The organism is Enterobacter asburiae (genome assembly GCF_024599655.1).
In the GTDB taxonomy this organism is placed as follows: Bacteria; Pseudomonadota; Gammaproteobacteria; order Enterobacterales; family Enterobacteriaceae; genus Enterobacter; species Enterobacter asburiae_D.
Map to the genome: position 1 here is coordinate 1,251,304 of NZ_CP102247.1, position 16,998 is coordinate 1,268,301.

11 protein-coding genes are annotated in these 16,998 nt (G+C 60.0%); 7 read left to right on the forward strand and 4 right to left on the reverse strand.

Going from position 1 to position 16,998, the window contains the following annotated elements:
• Nucleotides 1–12 precede the first annotated feature (12 nt).
• The 5 genes from hscA to sseB all read left to right on the forward strand — a co-directional run bounded on the left by hscA (nt 13) and on the right by sseB (nt 4,667).
• A complete protein-coding gene (gene hscA / locus NQ230_RS06085) occupies nt 13–1,863 on the forward strand; it encodes a Fe-S protein assembly chaperone HscA (protein ID WP_257260428.1) in 1,851 nt (616 codons plus the stop codon).
• A 1-nt stretch (nt 1,864) separates the two neighbouring features.
• Complete coding sequence (gene fdx / locus NQ230_RS06090; protein WP_003860652.1) at nt 1,865–2,200, forward strand: ISC system 2Fe-2S type ferredoxin; 336 nt, start codon at nt 1,865–1,867, stop codon at nt 2,198–2,200.
• A gap of 1 nt (nt 2,201) precedes the next feature.
• Nucleotides 2,202–2,402, forward strand: a complete 201-nt coding sequence (gene iscX / locus NQ230_RS06095; protein WP_003860650.1) for a Fe-S cluster assembly protein IscX — start codon at nt 2,202–2,204, stop codon at nt 2,400–2,402.
• Nucleotides 2,403–2,462: 60 nt separating this feature from the next.
• A complete protein-coding gene (gene pepB / locus NQ230_RS06100) occupies nt 2,463–3,749 on the forward strand; it encodes an aminopeptidase PepB (protein WP_257260430.1) in 1,287 nt (428 codons plus the stop codon).
• A 141-nt stretch (nt 3,750–3,890) separates the two neighbouring features.
• A complete protein-coding gene (sseB, locus tag NQ230_RS06105) occupies nt 3,891–4,667 on the forward strand; it encodes an enhanced serine sensitivity protein SseB (protein WP_257260431.1) in 777 nt (258 codons plus the stop codon).
• Between the two features lie 17 nt (nt 4,668–4,684).
• Here sseB and NQ230_RS06110 read toward each other — a convergent pair whose 3' ends face one another.
• The 4 genes from NQ230_RS06110 to NQ230_RS06125 form a co-directional block, all read right to left on the reverse strand.
• Nucleotides 4,685–5,455, reverse strand: coding sequence for a MurR/RpiR family transcriptional regulator (locus tag NQ230_RS06110; RefSeq protein ID WP_047652683.1), 771 nt, complete (start codon nt 5,453–5,455; stop codon nt 4,685–4,687).
• Nucleotides 5,455–6,300, reverse strand: a complete 846-nt coding sequence (gene sseA, locus NQ230_RS06115; RefSeq protein WP_257260433.1) for a 3-mercaptopyruvate sulfurtransferase — start codon at nt 6,298–6,300, stop codon at nt 5,455–5,457. Before sseA ends, NQ230_RS06110 begins: the two co-directional genes overlap by 1 nt.
• A gap of 90 nt (nt 6,301–6,390) precedes the next feature.
• Nucleotides 6,391–7,758, reverse strand: coding sequence for a 6-phospho-alpha-glucosidase (locus NQ230_RS06120; RefSeq protein ID WP_252032816.1), 1,368 nt, complete (start codon nt 7,756–7,758; stop codon nt 6,391–6,393).
• Nucleotides 7,759–7,770: 12 nt separating this feature from the next.
• The gene (locus NQ230_RS06125; protein ID WP_159514692.1) at nt 7,771–9,315 is read right to left on the reverse strand and encodes a PTS transporter subunit EIIC; all 1,545 of its coding nucleotides are present in this window, start codon (nt 9,313–9,315) and stop codon (nt 7,771–7,773) included.
• Nucleotides 9,316–9,601: 286 nt separating this feature from the next.
• Between NQ230_RS06125 and NQ230_RS06130 the strand changes: the two genes are divergently transcribed.
• Together NQ230_RS06130 and pbpC are read left to right on the forward strand one after the other, a co-directional pair.
• Nucleotides 9,602–14,554, forward strand: coding sequence for an alpha-2-macroglobulin family protein (locus NQ230_RS06130; protein WP_257260437.1), 4,953 nt, complete (start codon nt 9,602–9,604; stop codon nt 14,552–14,554).
• A 1-nt stretch (nt 14,555) separates the two neighbouring features.
• Nucleotides 14,556–16,880 carry a peptidoglycan glycosyltransferase PbpC gene (gene pbpC, locus NQ230_RS06135; RefSeq protein ID WP_257260439.1) on the forward strand — a complete coding sequence of 775 codons (2,325 nt, stop codon included), beginning with the start codon at nt 14,556–14,558 and terminating at the stop codon, nt 16,878–16,880.
• Nucleotides 16,881–16,998: the final 118 nt, after the last annotated feature.

Genomic DNA, 16,998 nt, shown 5'->3' on the forward strand with positions numbered 1-16,998 from the left:
TCGGAAGCAATTATGGCCTTATTACAAATTAGTGAGCCTGGCTTAAGTGCCGCACCGCACCAGCGTCGTCTGGCGGTGGGTATCGATCTGGGCACCACCAATTCCCTCGTGGCGACCGTGCGCAGCGGCCAGGCGGAAACGCTGGCCGACGAGCAGGGCCGCCATCTGCTGCCTTCCGTAGTCCACTACCAGCAGCAGGGTCACGCGGTCGGCTATGACGCTCGCGCCAACGCCGCGCGCGATCCGGCCAACACCATCAGCTCCGTAAAGCGCATGATGGGCCGCTCGCTGACCGATATTCAGACCCGCTATCCGCATCTGCCGTATCAGCTGCAGGCCAGTGAAAACGGCCTGCCGATGATCGCGACCGCGGCCGGTCTGCTGAATCCGATTCGCGTTTCCTCCGACATCCTTAAAGCGCTGGCGGCGCGCGCGACGGCGACGCTCGGCGGCGATCTGGACGGCGTAGTCATTACCGTTCCGGCCTATTTTGACGATGCACAGCGTCAGGGTACCAAAGACGCCGCGCGTCTGGCGGGCCTGCACGTGCTGCGTCTGCTGAACGAACCGACGGCGGCGGCGATTGCCTACGGCCTCGACTCCGGTCAGGAAGGGGTCATTGCGGTTTACGATCTTGGCGGCGGTACCTTTGATATCTCCATCCTGCGCTTAAGCCGCGGGGTGTTTGAAGTGCTGGCGACCGGCGGGGATTCCGCGCTGGGCGGCGATGACTTCGACCATCTGCTGGTTGACTACATTCGCGAGCAGGCGGGCATCAGCGATCGCAGCGATGCGCGCGTGCAGCGTGAGCTGCTGGATGCGGCTATTGACGCCAAAATCGCCCTGAGCGATGCACAGTCGGTCACTGTTAACGTTGCAGGCTGGCAGGGTGACATCACCCGCGACCAGTTCGACGACCTGATTGCTTCCCTGGTGAAACGCACGCTGCTGGCCTGCCGTCGCGCATTGAAAGATGCGGGCGTTGAGGCGAGCGAGGTGCTGGAAGTCGTCATGGTGGGCGGCTCGACCCGCGTGCCGCTGGTGCGCGAGCGCGTGGGCGAATTCTTTGGCCGCACGCCGCTGACCTCCATCGACCCGGATAAAGTGGTTGCCGTGGGCGCTGCAATCCAGGCCGATATCCTGGTCGGCAACAAGCCGGACAGCGAAATGCTGCTGCTGGACGTCATCCCGCTGTCGCTGGGGTTAGAAACCATGGGCGGCCTGGTAGAGAAAGTTATCCCGCGTAACACCACCATTCCGGTTGCGCGCGCGCAGGAGTTTACCACCTTCAAAGACGGCCAGACCGCGATGTCCATCCACGTGATGCAGGGCGAACGCGAGCTGGTGCAGGACTGCCGCTCTCTGGCGCGCTTTGCGCTGCGCGGTATTCCGGCGCTGCCTGCAGGCGGGGCGCATATTCGCGTTACCTTCCAGGTGGATGCGGACGGCCTGCTGAGCGTCACGGCGATGGAAAAATCCACCGGCGTGGAATCGTCCATCCAGGTGAAGCCGTCCTACGGCCTGACCGATGGCGAAATCGCCTCCATGATTCAGGACTCAATGAGCTACGCCGAGCAGGATGTGAAGGCGCGTATGCTGGCTGAACAAAAAGTTGAAGCCGCCCGCGTGCTGGAAAGCCTGAACGGCGCGCTTGCTGCCGATGCCGCGCTGTTAAGCGCCGCCGAGCGTCAGGTGATTGACGATGCTGCCGCGCACTTAAGCGCTGTCGCAGTAGGCGATGACGCTGACGCAATAGAAGAAGCCATTAAAAACGTTGATAAACAAACCCAGGACTTTGCTGCTCGCCGCATGGACAAATCTGTCCGCGTCGCGCTGAAAGGCCAGTCCGTGGACGAGGTTTAATATGCCAAAGATTGTAATTTTGCCTCATGCGGACCTCTGTCCGGATGGCGCTGTTCTGGAAGCGAAGACAGGTGAAACCATTCTCGATGTTGCCCTGCGTGCAGGTATCGAAGTGGAACACGCCTGTGAAAAATCCTGTGCCTGCACCACCTGCCACTGCATCGTGCGTGAAGGTTTCGACTCTCTCGCCGAGAGCACCGAAGACGAAGACGACATGCTGGATAAAGCATGGGGTCTGGAGCCAGACAGCCGCCTGAGCTGCCAGGCCGCGGTGACCGATGAGGATCTGGTCGTGGAATTCCCACGCTACACCATCAACCACGCACGCGAGCATTGATATGGGACTGAAGTGGACAGACAGCCGTGAAATCGGCGAAGCGCTCTACGACGCGAACCCGGATCTCGATCCGAAGACCGTACGATTCACCGACATGCACCAGTGGATCTGCGATTTAGAAGATTTCGACGACGATCCAAACGCATCCAATGAAAAAATTCTGGAGGCGATTCTGTTAGTCTGGTTAGATGAAGCAGAATAAATAACATAACGGGCTGCCTTCAGGCGGCCCGTTTGCTAGTTGCTAATAAGGAAAAATAAAATGACCGAAGCGATGAAGATTACGCTCTCGAATCAGCCTGCCGATGCGCGCTGGGGCGAGAAAGCCACCTACAGCATTAATAACGACGGCATTACCCTGCACCTGACCGGCAAAGATGATACCGGCCTGATCCAGCGCGCCGCCCGTAAAATTGACGGGCTGGGCATTAAGCATGTGTCCCTGGAAGGCGAAGGCTGGGACACCGACCGCAGCTGGGCATTCTGGGCGGGCTACAAGGGCCCGAAAGGCACCCGCAAAATTGAGTGGGCAAACCTCGATGCCGCCGGTCAGAAAGAGCTGGAAAACCGCCTGCAAATTATCGACTGGGTGCGCGACACCATCAACGCCCCGGCGGAAGAGTTAGGCCCAGAGCAGCTGGCGCAGCGTGCGGTTGACCTGCTGTGCGGCGTGGCGGGCGACAAAATGTCCTACCGCATCACCAAAGGTGAAGACCTGCGCGAGCAGAACTACATGGGTATCCACACCGTGGGCCGTGGTTCTGAGCGTCCTCCGGTCCTGCTGGCGCTGGATTACAACCCAACCGGCGATAAAGCGGCACCGGTCTTTGCCTGCCTGGTGGGTAAAGGCATCACCTTCGATACCGGCGGCTACAGCCTGAAGCAGAGCGCGTTCATGGACTCCATGAAGTCCGACATGGGCGGCGCGGCAACCATCACCGGCGCGCTGGCGTTTGCCATCACTCGCGGTCTGAACAAGCGCGTGAAGCTGTATCTCTGCTGCGCGGACAACATGGTGAGCGGTAACGCCTTCAAGCTGGGCGACATCATTCGCTACCGCAACGGCAAAAACGTCGAAGTGATGAACACCGACGCCGAAGGCCGTCTGGTGCTGGCCGATGGCCTGATCGACGCCTCTGCCCAGAAGCCGGAGCTGATTATCGACATGGCGACCCTGACCGGTGCGGCGAAAACGGCCCTGGGCAACGACTACCATGCGCTGTTCAGCTTCGACGACAAGCTGGCCGCTCGCCTGCTGGCAAGCGCCGCTGCGGAAAACGAGCCGTTCTGGCGTCTGCCGCTGGCCGAGTTCCACCGCAGCCAGCTGCCGTCCAACTTTGCCGAGCTGAACAACACCGCGAACGCGGCGTACCCGGCGGGTGCAAGCACCGCAGCAGGCTTCCTGTCCCACTTCGTTGAGAATTATCACGAAGGCTGGCTGCACATCGACTGCTCCGCAACGTACCGTAAAGCGGCGGTTGAGCAGTGGTCTGCGGGCGCGACCGGTCTGGGCGTGCGTACCGTGGCGAACCTGCTGACGGCTGAGTAATCGTCATTGCCCGGCGGCGCTGCGCTTGCGCGGGCCTACGGAGTCATCGTATTGCCCGGCGGCGCTGCGCTTGCACGGGCCTACGGTTTTGTAGGCCGGGTAAGCAAAGCGCCACCCGGCGTTTTTTGAAGTAGCGAAACTATGTCAGAAACCAAAAACGAATTAGAAACCCTGCTGGAGCAGGCGGCGACCGAGCCCGCCCACCGTCCGGCATTTTTCCGCACGCTGCTGGAATCCACCGTCTGGGTGCCGGGCACCGCGGCGGAAGGTGAGCAGGTTGTCGAAGACAGCGCGCTGGATCTGCTGCACTGGGAAAAAGACGACGGCACGTCGGTGATCCCGTTCTTTACCTCGCTGGAAGCCCTGCAGGAAGCGGTAGAAGACGAACAGGCGTTCGTGGTAATGCCGGTGCGTACCCTGTTTGAAATGACGCTGGGTCAGACGCTGTTCCTCAACGCTAAACTGCCGACCGGGAAAGAGTTCACGCCGCGTGAAATCAGCCACCTGATTGGCGAAGAGGGCAACCCGCTCAGCACCCAGGAAGTGCTGGAAGGGGGCGAAACGCTGCTGCTGTCTGAAGTGGCCGAGCCGCCCGCGCAGATGATCGATTCCCTGACCACGCTGTTCAAAACGCTCAAGCCCGTCAGGCGTGCGTTTCTCTGCTCCATTAAAGAGCGCGCGGACGAACAGCCGGTTCTGCTGATTGGTATTGAGGCGGACGGCGATATCGACGAGATAATTCAGGCTGCGGGAAGCGTGGCGACCGACACGTTGCCAGGCGATGAGCCGATCGATATCTGCCAGGTGAAGAACGGTGAGAAGGGCATCAGCCACTTTATTACCGAGCACATCACGCCGTTCTACGAGCGTCGCTGGGGCGGCTTCCTGCGCGATCTCAAAACTAACCGCATCATCTGATTACGGCGGGGTGAATATCACCCCGTTGCTTCCAGCAGCAGTAAATCCATCAGCAGCACCAGATTCGACTCAAACGACGTCACCCCCGCGGCTTCGGCGGCGAAGTGTACCGCTTCGTCATAGAGGGCAAAGTGCACGTCCGCCATCCCCGCCAGCGTGTTGGCCGAGGCGCGGGTAAACGCGACGATCGTCATACCGACGTTTTTGGCAATCCGCGCTTTATCCAGCACCTGTTCCGTTTCGCCGCTGCGCGAGACGGCAATAAACACCTGATAACGGGCGGCGTTGCTGAGGAAAATATTCCGGCTGTCCCCCGGCCCGGAGATAAACGCCGTTTTGCCCAGCACCTGCAGCTTCTTGGTCAGGTACTCCGCAAACAGATAGGAAAACCCGGCGCCGTAGAGAAAGAAGCTCTCCTTCTGGCGCAGCAGGTCGGCAAACTGCTGGCGCTTCTCCTGCGTGACCCACTGGAAGGTGTGCTGGTAGTTGGCGATAAACTGATTAAACAGCGCAGGGAGTTCAGGAAGCGACTGCCCCTGGGCGGCTATGTGCGGCGTGTCGGAGAGCAGCTGCTTGCAGTGCCAGATAAACTCGCTAAAGCCGCTGAACCCCAGCTTCTGGCACAGCCGCATGATGGTGGCGGTAGAAACAAAGGTCGCCTGCGCCAGCTCTCGCACCGTGATGTTGCCCACCAGCAGCGGATGCTCCGTGAGGTGGGCAAGGACGCGATACTCCGCACGGGTCAGCGATGCCCCGCGCGTTAACAGCGTGGCCAGGCGGTTATCCATTATTTCGCGGGTTCGACAGGCAGATCGTCTCGCGCACCCCATTCGCTCCAGGCGCCGTCGTAAAGCGTGACGTCGTTCGCGCCGAGCGTGGCGAGCGCCAGGATCACCACGCAGGCCGTGACGCCGGAGCCGCAGCTGGCAATAATCGGACGATGTAAATCCACGCCTGCACGGTCAAAAATAGCGCGCAGCTCGTCGGTGGTTTTCAGCTCGCCCTCAAACACCAGGTCGCCCCACGGTACGTTCAGCGCGCCCGGAATATGTCCGCGCTTCAGCCCCGGACGCGGTTCATCCGCTTCGGCATTGAAGCGCGGAGCAGGACGGGCATCGACGATTTGCGCTGTTTTTTCATGGCTCACGACCAGTACGTCGGTCAGGCGTTTCACCACGTGCGCGTCAAACGTGGCATCAAATTCGCCTTCCGGCTGCGTCACGTCGCCCTGCTGAAGGGGCAGCTCGTCGCGCTTCCAGCCCGCCAGCCCGCCCGCCAGAATCGATACTTTTTCCACGCCGAAGTTTTTCAGCATCCACCACGCGCGCGGCGCGGAGAAGAGGTTACCTTCATCATAGACAACGAGGTGTTTGTCTTTGCTGACGCCCAGCTCGCGCATCGCCACGGAAAACGCTTCCGGGCGCGGCAGCATGTGCGGCAGGGGAGAGGTGTGATCGGAGAGGGCTTCGATATCAAAAAATACCGCGCCAGGCAAATGTCCGGCACGGTATTCACCGGGCACGTCGCGATGCTCTTGCCCCGGCGGGGCCATACGCGCGTCAATAATCTGGACTTCCGGATCGTCACCGTGCTCAATCAGCCAGTCGGCGGCGACAAAATATGAGGTGGACATGGGTTGCCTCCATTCTTTTCCGTAAAAAAGGATTGTCGGTGTTTTTTCTGACACCGACAAGCAAACCACGTTCAACTCGCGAGCAAGCCCCTATTTTTTCACCGTTTCGCCGTCCTGCCAGGCTTTTTGCAGCGCAGGCCAGTAGTCGCGGTTGGCCTCGATCATCTCATCCAGAATCGCTTTTGCATGCTCCATGGTTGGCACGGTGCGGTTGAGGGTGAACGCCTGCAGGGCTTTCTCATAGCTGCCCTCGATGGTCGCCTCCACCAGCAGCTGTTCAGAGGCGAGCTGCTGTTGCAAAAGGGTCTGATGGAACAGCGGCACCTGACCAACGCGGATCGGTTCCGGGCCTTCGGAGGTGATATACGCGGGCACTTCCACCACGGCATCGTACGGCAGGTTGGTAATCGCCCCGCGGTTTTCCACCATCACCAGGTGGCGGCTCCGCAGGTTAAAGGCCAGCGAGCAGGCGACATCGACGATAAACTCGCCGTGCACGCCCACGTGGAAGGCGTCCGGCAGGATCCCGGTGCGCTTATATTCTTCGGCTGCGGCGAACAGCTTTTTCTCGCGCCCGTCCATTACTTCATTGGCGCGGGTATAGTCCGGGTTCTGATGCTCCACAATCTGGTTCGGCATCAGGTAGTACTGCAGATACGGGTTCGGCAGATACTCCGGGAAGTTGTCCATGATTGGCTTAATGTTGCGCCAGGTCTTCACCCACGAAGGATCCGAGTGCTGCGGGTCGGTTTTGGCCGCATCTTCCGTCAGCAGGCCAAACTTCGCGATATGCTTACGCAGCTCGGGCAGCTTGTCTTCGCCGTCCACCAGTACGCGGGTAAACCAGCCGAAGTGGTTCAGGCCGAAGTAGTCCACCTCCAGTTTGCGGCGATCGACGCCCAGAATCGCCCCCATATTGCGCATCGCGGCCACCGGCATATCGCAGATGTTCAGCACCCGCGCGTTTGGCCGCAGGCGGCGCACGCCCTCCGCGACGATCGCCGCCGGGTTGGAGTAGTTCACGATCCAGGCTTTTTCATGCGCGTAGCGATCGACCAGATCGATAAGCTCCACCATCGGCAGGATCGTGCGCAGGCCGTACGCCAGACCGCCGGGTCCGCAGGTTTCCTGGCCGACCACGCCGTGACGCAGCGGGATCTTTTCATCCTGCTCGCGCATCTTGTACTGGCCGACGCGCATCTGGGCGAAGACGAAATGCGCGCCGCTGAAGGCCACTTCCGGGTCGCTGGTGACGGTAAATTTGATGCTCTGACTGTGGTCGCGCATGACCTTCTCGACGACGGGCGCAATGGTGTTCTGACGCGCCTCGTCGATGTCATAAAGGCGAATTTCGGCCAGCGGGAAATCCTGCAGGCGCACCATCAGGCTTTTCACAATACCCGGCGTGTAGGTGCTACCGCCGCCGGCAATCGACAGAATGAATGGGGGTGTAAACATCTTTAGCTCCTTTCAGAGAAACGTCTCAACGGCTTCTCGCATTTTTTTGACGTGCAGCCCGTAGACCACCTGAACGTTGTTACCTTGTTTGATAATCCCTTTCGCGCCGGTCGCCTTCAGGCGCGGCTCGTCGATGATGTCGACGTCCTTCACCGTGACGCGTAAGCGGGTGTAGCAGTTATCCACCACTTCAATGTTTTCCCGGCCGCCCAGCCCCACCACGATGGATTCGCCCAGCCCGTCGTTATTGCCTTTGGCCTGGTACTCCTGCTTGCTGTAGAGGCGCGTCTCCTTATCGTCATCCTCACGGCCTGGCGTCTTCATGTTGAAGCGCAGGATCAGGAAGCGGAACACCACGAAGTAGAGGGCAAACATGATCAGCCCGACCACGATGTACATCGGCCAGTTGGACTTCTCCGTGCCGAGCGGCAGGTTGTAGAGAATGAAGTCGATAATCCCGTTGGCGCCGATGGCGTGAACGCCCAGCAGCGAGAACAGCATCATGCCGATGCCGGTCAGCACCGCGTGCACCACGAAGAGCAACGGGGCGACGAACAGGAAGGAGAACTCAATCGGCTCGGTCACGCCGACCAGCAGCGAGGTCAGCGCCGCCGGGATCAGAATGGCTTTCGCAATGGCTTTACGCTCCGGCTTTGCGGTCATATACATCGCCAGCGCGGCGGCAGGCAGGCCGAACATCTTGCTGATGCCGCGCGCGTCCCACACTACAGTGCTGCTGAGCTGCTTCACGTCCGGGCAGGCCATCTCGGCGAAGTAGATATTGCGCGCGCCCTGATAGGTTGCCCCGCACACCTCCTGCGTGCCGCCCAGCTCGGTATAAAGGAACGGCGTATAAACCAGATGGTGCAGGCCGGTGGGGACCAGAATACGTTCCAGGAAACCGTAGATTGCCACGCCAAACGGCCCGGAGCCTTTGATGGCCAGCGCCAGGGCGCTAATGCCGTGCTGGGCAAACGGCCACAGTTCACTCATCACCACGCCGAGCAGCATGGAGACGGGGAGCATGACGATGGCGACAAAACAGTGGCCGGAGTAAATCGCCATCGCGCCGTTAAACTGTACGCCGGAGTATTTGTTGTACAGATAGCCGGAAAGCGCCCCGGTGAGGATCCCGGCGAAAACGCCCATCTCCAGCACCTGCACGCCCAGCACCATGGTTTGTCCGGCCGCTTTCATCTGGGCAGCTGGCGCCAGCGCGCCCTGCAGCTGCAGCGTGACGTTCATGGCGTTGATAAACACCACGAAGGTCACCAGACCAATCAGCGCGGCATAACCTTTATCACGCGTCGCCAGACCAATCGGGATCCCGACGGCAAACACCAGCGCCAGGTTTACCAGCACCGACACGGCAGATTTCGCGATAAGCTGACCAGTATGCTGAATCAGGGGATGGCCAAGAAACGGCAGGTATTCAGCGAGATTACCGTTACCCAGCACGTTACCAAAGGCGATAAACAGACCGACGATCGGTAAGATAAGTACCGGTCCGTACAATGATTTTCCGAAATTTTGTAGGGCGTTCACGGCTCGTTTCATGGCTTTCTCTCTTTTTGAACCGCGCACTCGGGGTGCGTCATGGTCATAAAACTAGCAGTCTTCAGACGTGCTTATCCAGCTATCTTCTTGTTTTAAAAACAAATGACGTGAAAGGTAACATGTGACGTTATGTGCTGTGATCGCGGTTCCATCACGGCGTAGCGGCGTGATGTCATTCTGCGAGGCGCTTTCCAGATTCTAAAATTGGACTTTTTGAATTAATGAAACTTGCGGATAATACTTATCCGGACGACGACCAACAGGCTCCATGGGCCAGGGACAAAGGATGAAACCGTTTCGCTTAGCCGCGCTCTCTCTTGCGCTGCTTACCACGTTTACGCTTGTCGGCTGTGATAACAGCGACGATAAATCTCAGGCTGCGGCACCCGCGGCATCCACCGCATCAACACCGAAAGCCGCGGAAAAGCCCAATGCTGAAACGCTGGCTAAGCTGGCCGCTCAAAGTCAGGGAAAAGCGCTGACGCTGCTGGATACCTCTGAAGTTCAGCTCGACGGTGCCGCCACGTTGGTGCTGACCTTTTCTGTTCCGCTGAATCCCGATCAGGATTTCGCGAAAACAGTGCATGTTGTGGATAAGAAAAGCGGCAAGGTTGACGGGGCGTGGGAACTTGCGCCTAATCTGAAAGAGCTTCGCCTGCGCCATCTGGAGCCTAACCGCAATCTGGTCGTCACCGTAGAACGCGATCTGCAGGCGCTGAACAAGGCGACGTTTGGCATTGATTATGAAAAGGCCCTGACCACCCGGGATATTGAACCCACCGTTGGTTTTGCCAGCCGCGGCTCGCTGCTGCCGGGCAAAGTGGTGGAAGGTCTGCCGGTGATGGCGCTCAACGTCAACAATGTTGATGTCAACTTTTACCGCGTGAAGCCTGAATCGCTGGCCTCCCTTGTCAGCCAGTGGGAGTACCGTAACTCGCTGACCAACTGGGAGTCCGATAACCTGCTGAAGATGGCGGAGCTGGTTTACACCGGTCGATTCGATCTTAATCCGGCGCGCAATACGCGCGAAAAATTGCTGTTGCCCCTGAAGGATATTAAACCGCTCCAGCAGTCTGGCGTTTATATCGCGGTCATGAACCAGGCAGGGCACTACAACTACAGCAACGCCGCGACGCTCTTTACCTTAAGCGATATTGGACTGTCCGCTCACCGTTATCATAACCGCCTGGACATCTTCACCCAGAGCCTGGAAAACGGTGCGGCGCAGTCCGGCGTGACCGTCACCCTGCTGAATGACAAAGGCCAGACGCTTGCCGAAGCAAACAGCGATGCCGACGGCCATGCGAAGCTTGAAACCGACAAAGAGGCCGCGCTGATCCTGGCCAGCAAAGACGGCCAGACCACGCTGCTTGACCTCAAGCTACCGGCACTCGACCTGGCGGAGTTTGATATCGCGGGGAGCCCGGGCTACAGCAAGCAATTCTTTATGTTTGGCCCACGCGATCTCTACCGCCCGGGTGAAACGGTGATCCTCAACGGTCTCCTGCGCGACAGTGACGGTAAGCCACTTCCGGATCAGCCTGTGAAGCTTGACGTGCTGCGTCCGGATGGACAGGTCGCGCGTACGATTGTCGTCAAGCCAGAGAACGGACTCTATCGCTTTAACTATTCGCTGGACAGCGGGGCGCAGACCGGCATGTGGCATATCCGCGCCAACACGGGCGATAACCTGCAGCGTCTGTGGGACTTCCACGTCGAAGACTTCATGCCAGAGCGTATGGCGCTCAACCTGAGCGGACAAAAATCGCCGGTTTCACCGCAGGATAACGTGGACTTTAACGTGGTGGGCTATTACCTGTATGGCGCACCGGCCAACGGTAATTCTCTGCAGGGCCAGCTTTTCCTGCGTCCGCTGCGTGACGCGGTGGCTGCGCTGCCGGGCTTCCAGTTTGGCGATATCGCTGAGGAGAACCTGAGCCGCAGTCTGGATGAAGTGCAGCTTACGCTTGATGAGCAGGGGCGTGGGCAGGTTTCTACCGAAAGCCAGTGGAAAGAAGTGCACTCTCCGCTGCAGCTGATCCTGCAGGCCAGCCTGCTGGAGTCCGGCGGCCGTCCGGTGACGCGTCGCGCTGAGCAGGCCATCTGGCCTGCGGCTGAGCTGCCGGGTATCCGCCCTCAGTTCGCCAGTAAAGCCGTTTACGACTACCGCACCGATACCACCGTCAACCAGCCGATTGTTGATGAGAACGGCAACGCCAGCTTCGATATCGTTTACGCCGATGCCAGCGGCGCGAAAAAAGCGGTGTCCGGTTTGCAGGTTCGCCTGATCCGCGAGCGGCGTGACTACTTCTGGAACTGGTCCGAGAGCGAAGGCTGGCAGTCTCAGTTCGATCAGAAAGACCTGGTTGAAGGCGAGCAGGAGCTGACCCTAAAGGCCGACGAGACGGGTAAAGTCACCTTCCCGGTGGAGTGGGGCTCATATCGTCTGGAGGTTAAAGCGCCTGATGAGATGGTCAGCAGCGTGCGCTTCTGGGCGGGCTATAGCTGGCAGGATAACAGCGACGGCACCGGGGCCGCGCGCCCAGACCGCGTGACGCTGAAGCTGGATAAGCCAGCCTATCAGCCTGGCGATACCATCAACCTGCACATTGCGGCGCCGGCAGCAGGTAAGGGCTATGCGATAATCGAGTCCAGCGAAGGGCCGCTGTGGTGGAAAGAGATCGACGTACCGGCAAACGGGCTCGATCTCGCTATCCCGGTCAACAAGGCCTGGAAACGTCACGATCTCTACCTGAGCACGCTGGTGGTACGTCCTGGAGATAAATCCAAATCCGCCACGCCGAAGCGCGCGGTCGGCCTGCTGCATCTGCCGATGGGCGACGAAAATCGCCGCCTGAATATTGCGCTCGATAACCCGCAGAAGATGCGTCCAAACCAGACGCTCTCGGTGAAGGTGAAAGCCAGCGTGAAAGAGGGGGCGGTGCCGCAGAAAGTAAACGTGCTGGTCTCGGCGGTGGACAGCGGCGTGCTGAACATCACCGATTACGTTACGCCCGATCCGTGGCAGGCTTTCTTCGGTCAGAAGCGCTACGGTGCGGATATCTACGATATCTACGGCCAGGTCATTGAAGGGCAGGGCCGCCTGGCCGCGCTGCGCTTTGGTGGTGACGGTGATGAGCTGAAGCGCGGCGGCAAACCGCCGGTGAACCACGTCACCATTATTGCCCAGCAGGCACAGCCGGTAACGCTGGATGCCAACGGAGAAGGCATGATTACGCTGCCGATTGGGGACTTCAACGGCGAGCTGCGTCTGATGGCGCAGGCCTGGACGGAAGACGATTTCGGCAGCAGTGAAAGCAAGGTTGTGGTGGCCGCGCCGGTCATTACCGAGCTTAATACGCCGCGCTTCCTGGCAAGCGGAGATACCTCGCGGCTGACGCTGGATATCACCAACCTGACCGACAAGCCGCAAACGCTGAACGTCGCCCTGACCGCGACAGGCAAACTGTCGCTGGAAGGCGGGCAGCCGCAGCCTGTTCAGCTGTCTCCTGGCGCGCGCAGCACCCTGTTTATTCCGGTGCGTGCGCTGGAAGGTTATGGTGACGGTGAGGTGACCGCTCAGGTGACCGGTCTGCAGCTTCCGGGCGAAACTTTCGCACCGCAGCAGAAGAGCTGGAAAATCGGCGTGCGTCCGGCGTTCCCGGCGCAGACGGTGAATACCGGTGCCATGCTGAACCCCGGCGAGTCCTGGACCGCACCGGCGCAGCACAGCAACGGTTTCTCTCCTGCCACTCTGCAGGGACAGCTGCTGCTGAGCGGTAAACCACCGCTCAACCTGGCGCGCTATATTCGCGAGCTGCAGGCGTATCCGTATGGCTGCCTGGAGCAGACCACCAGTGGCCTGTTCCCGTCGCTCTATACCAACGCGGCGCAGCTTGCTGCACTTGGCATCAAGGGCGACTCCGATGACAAGCGCCGCGCAGCGATTGATATTGGCATCTCCCGTCTGCTGCAAATGCAGCGTGAAGACGGTGGTTTTGCGCTGTGGGATAAAAACGGTCCGGAAGAGTACTGGCTGACGGCCTACGTGACCGACTTCCTGGTGCGCGCGGGCGAGCAGGGTTACAGCGTACCTGCCGATGCAGTGAATAACGCCAATAGCCGCCTGCTGCGCTATCTTCAGGATCCGGGCATGATGTCCATTCGCTACAGTGACGATACTCAGGCCAGCAAGTTCGCCGTGCAGGCCTATGCCGCGCTGGTGCTGGCGCGTCAGCAGAAAGCACCGCTGGGCGCGCTGCGTGAAATCTGGGATCGCCACGGGCAGGCGGCTTCCGGGCTGCCGCTGATGCAGCTGGGCATGGCGCTCAAACTGATGGGCGATGCGCCGCGCAGCCAGCAGGCACTGGATCTGGCGCTCAAAACATCGCGTAACGACAGCAAAACCTGGATGGCCGATTACGGCAGCCAGCTTCGCGATAACGCGCTGATGCTCTCTCTTCTTGAGGAGTACAAGCTGCTGCCGGATGCGCAGAATACGCTGCTGAATGCCCTGTCTGAAGAGGCCTTCAGCCAGCGCTGGCTGTCAACGCAGGAGAGCAATGCGCTGTTCCTGGCAGGACGTTCGCTGCAAACCTTGTCCGGAACGTGGCAGGCGAAAACGTCTCTGTCTGAGACCGCATCAGGCGGCGATAAGTCACTGGTACAAAACGTGAGCGGCGACCAGCTTGGCGCGCTGCAGGTCACCAATACCGGAACGACACCGCTGTGGGTGCGCCTGGACAGCACCGGCTATCCGGAATATGCCCCTCAGCCGAGCTCGAACGTGCTGCAGGTTGAACGTCATATCCTGGCAACCGACGGCAGCAGTAAATCGCTCTCTTCCCTGAAGAGCGGCGAACTGGTGCTGGTGTGGCTGGACGTTAAAGCCAGCCAGAACGTGCCGGATGCGCTGGTGGTGGATTTCCTCCCTGCGGGTCTGGAACTGGAAAACCAGAACCTGGCGAGCAGTAGCGCCAGCCTGCAGGACAGCGGCAGTGAGGTACAGAACCTGCTCAGCCAGATGCAGCAGGCGGATATTCAGCATATGGAGTTCCGCGACGACCGCTTTGTGGCTGCCGTGCCGGTAAACGAAGGTCAGCCGGTCACGCTGGTCTATCTGGCCCGTGCCGTGACGCCGGGAACCTACCAGGTGCCGGTGCCGATGGTGGAGTCTATGTACGTTCCGCAGTGGCGGGCAACGGGGGCGGCCAGCGGCCCGCTGATTGTTGTTCCGTAATATGCGAATGGCACGTCTGACACGCTCCCGCTGGCTATGGCTGGCGGGAGCGCTTCTCATTTTATGGGGGCTGATCGTTGCCGCCGACCGCCTGTGGCCGCTGCCTCTGAAAGAGGTTAACCCCGCCCGGGTGGTGGTGGACGAGAAGGGCACGCCGCTCTGGCGCTTTGCGGACAGCGACGGGATCTGGCGCTACCCGGTTACCATCGAAGAGGTTTCTCCCCGTTATCTTGAAGCCCTGATCCAGTACGAAGATCGCTGGTTCTGGGACCATCCTGGCGTAAACCCGCTCTCTGTTCTGCGCGCCGCCTGGCAGGATCTCAGCTCTGGCAAAGTCGTCTCTGGCGGCAGTACGCTCACCATGCAGGTGGCACGCCTGCTGGACCCGCATCCGCGTACCTTTGGCGGCAAAGTTCGTCAGCTCTGGCGGGCGATGCAGCTGGAGTGGCACCTCTCTAAACGCGACATCCTGACGCTCTATCTCAACCGTGCCCCCTTTGGCGGCACGCTGCAGGGCGTCGGAGCTGCAAGCTGGACCTATCTCGGCAAACCTCCGTCTCAGCTCAGCTATTCCGAAGCGGCACTGCTGGCGGTACTGCCGCAGGCACCCAGCCGCTTACGTCCGGACCGCTGGCCTGAACGGGCCGAAGCGGCGCGCAATAAAGTGCTCGACCGCATGGTCACGCAGGGCGTCTGGTCCGCGAAGCAGGTCAAAGAATCGCGGGAAGAATCGGTATGGCTGGCGCCACGACAGATGCCGCAGCTGGCACCGCTCTTTGCGCGCATGATGCTCGGCAAAAGCCGCGACACCAAAATAGTCACCACGCTGGATGCCGGGCTACAGCGGCAGCTGGAAGAGCTGGCGATGAACTGGAAGTCCCGACTTCCTGCACGCAGTTCGCTGGCGATGATCGTCGTGGATCACACCGATATGAAAGTGCGCGGCTGGGTCGGATCGGTGGATATCAACGATGACACGCGTTTCAGCCATGTCGATATGGTCAACGCGATCCGATCCCCGGGATCGGTGTTAAAGCCCTTTATCTACGGCATGGCGCTGGACGATGGCCTGATCCATCCCGCCTCGCTGCTCCAGGACGTTCCCAGAAAAACCGGTGATTATCGTCCCGGGAATTTTGACAGCGGGTTCCACGGACCGGTCAGCATGAGTGAAGCGCTGGTGCGCTCCCTCAACCTGCCCGCGGTACAGGTACTGGAAGCCTACGGGCCAAAACGGTTTGCCGGGATGCTGAGCAACGCGGGCTTGCCGCTGATCCTGCCCGCGGGGGCGCAGCCGAATCTTTCTCTGATCCTCGGCGGGGCAGGCGCGCGGCTGGCCGATATCGCCGCGGCCTACAGCGCCTTTGCCCGACACGGTAAGGCGGGGAGGCTGCGGTTACAGCCGGGCGATCCGCTGACTGAACGTCCGCTGTTATCGTCAGGCTCGGCGTGGATTATTCGCCGTATTCTGGCGAACGAGGCGCAGCCGCTTCCAGATAATGCGCTGCCGCAAATCGCGCCTCTGGCGTGGAAAACCGGCACCAGCTACGGCTACCGCGATGCCTGGGCCATCGGTCTGAATGCCCGTTACGTGATTGGCATCTGGACCGGACGACCGGACGGCACGCCGGTGGCGGGGCAGTTTGGCTTCGCCAGCGCGGTTCCGCTATTAAACCAGGTGAATAACCTGCTTCAGTCACGCTCAACGGTAGACGAAGCCCGCCTGCCGCGCGACCCGCGTCCGGAGAGCGTCGGGCGGGGCGTGATCTGCTGGCCGGGCGGCCAGTCTCTGCCGGAAGGGAGTGAAAACTGTCGGCGTCGCCTGTCGACCTGGCTGCTGGAAGGGAGTGAACCGCCCACGCTGCTCTTGCCCGAACAGGAAGGCATACGCGGCATTCGCTTCCCGGTCTGGGTGGATAAAACGGGTAAGCGTGTGGCGGCTGATTGCCCTGATGCAACGGAAAAAGTTCTGGATGTCTGGCCGCTGCCGCTGGAGCCGTGGCTGCCTGCGACCGAGCGTCGCGCGGTACGGGTCCCGCCTTCATCAACAACCTGTCCTCCGCTGTCGCAGGACGCACCTGCGCCACTCATCCTGACAGGCGTGCGCGAAGGGGCCGTTATCAAACGTCTCCCGGGTGAATCCCGCGTTTCGCTGCCGCTTCAGGCGACAGGCAACAGCGGTGAGCGCTGGTGGTTTTTGAACGGTGAACCGCTGAGTGTGAAAGGAAGAGTTTACACATTACAGCTTGATAAGTCGGGCGATTATCAGTTACTCGTTATGGATGAGACCGGGCAGGTCGCGACGGTGAATTTTACGCTGCAGTGATCTGAAAACAGCTTTCAGATGTGAGCTGTTGCTAAAACTCGTCTTATTTTAAAAAAATGTTACCTGAATCCATAGGCAATGGCGCTATTGCTCATTATAATCCGCGCCACACCATACT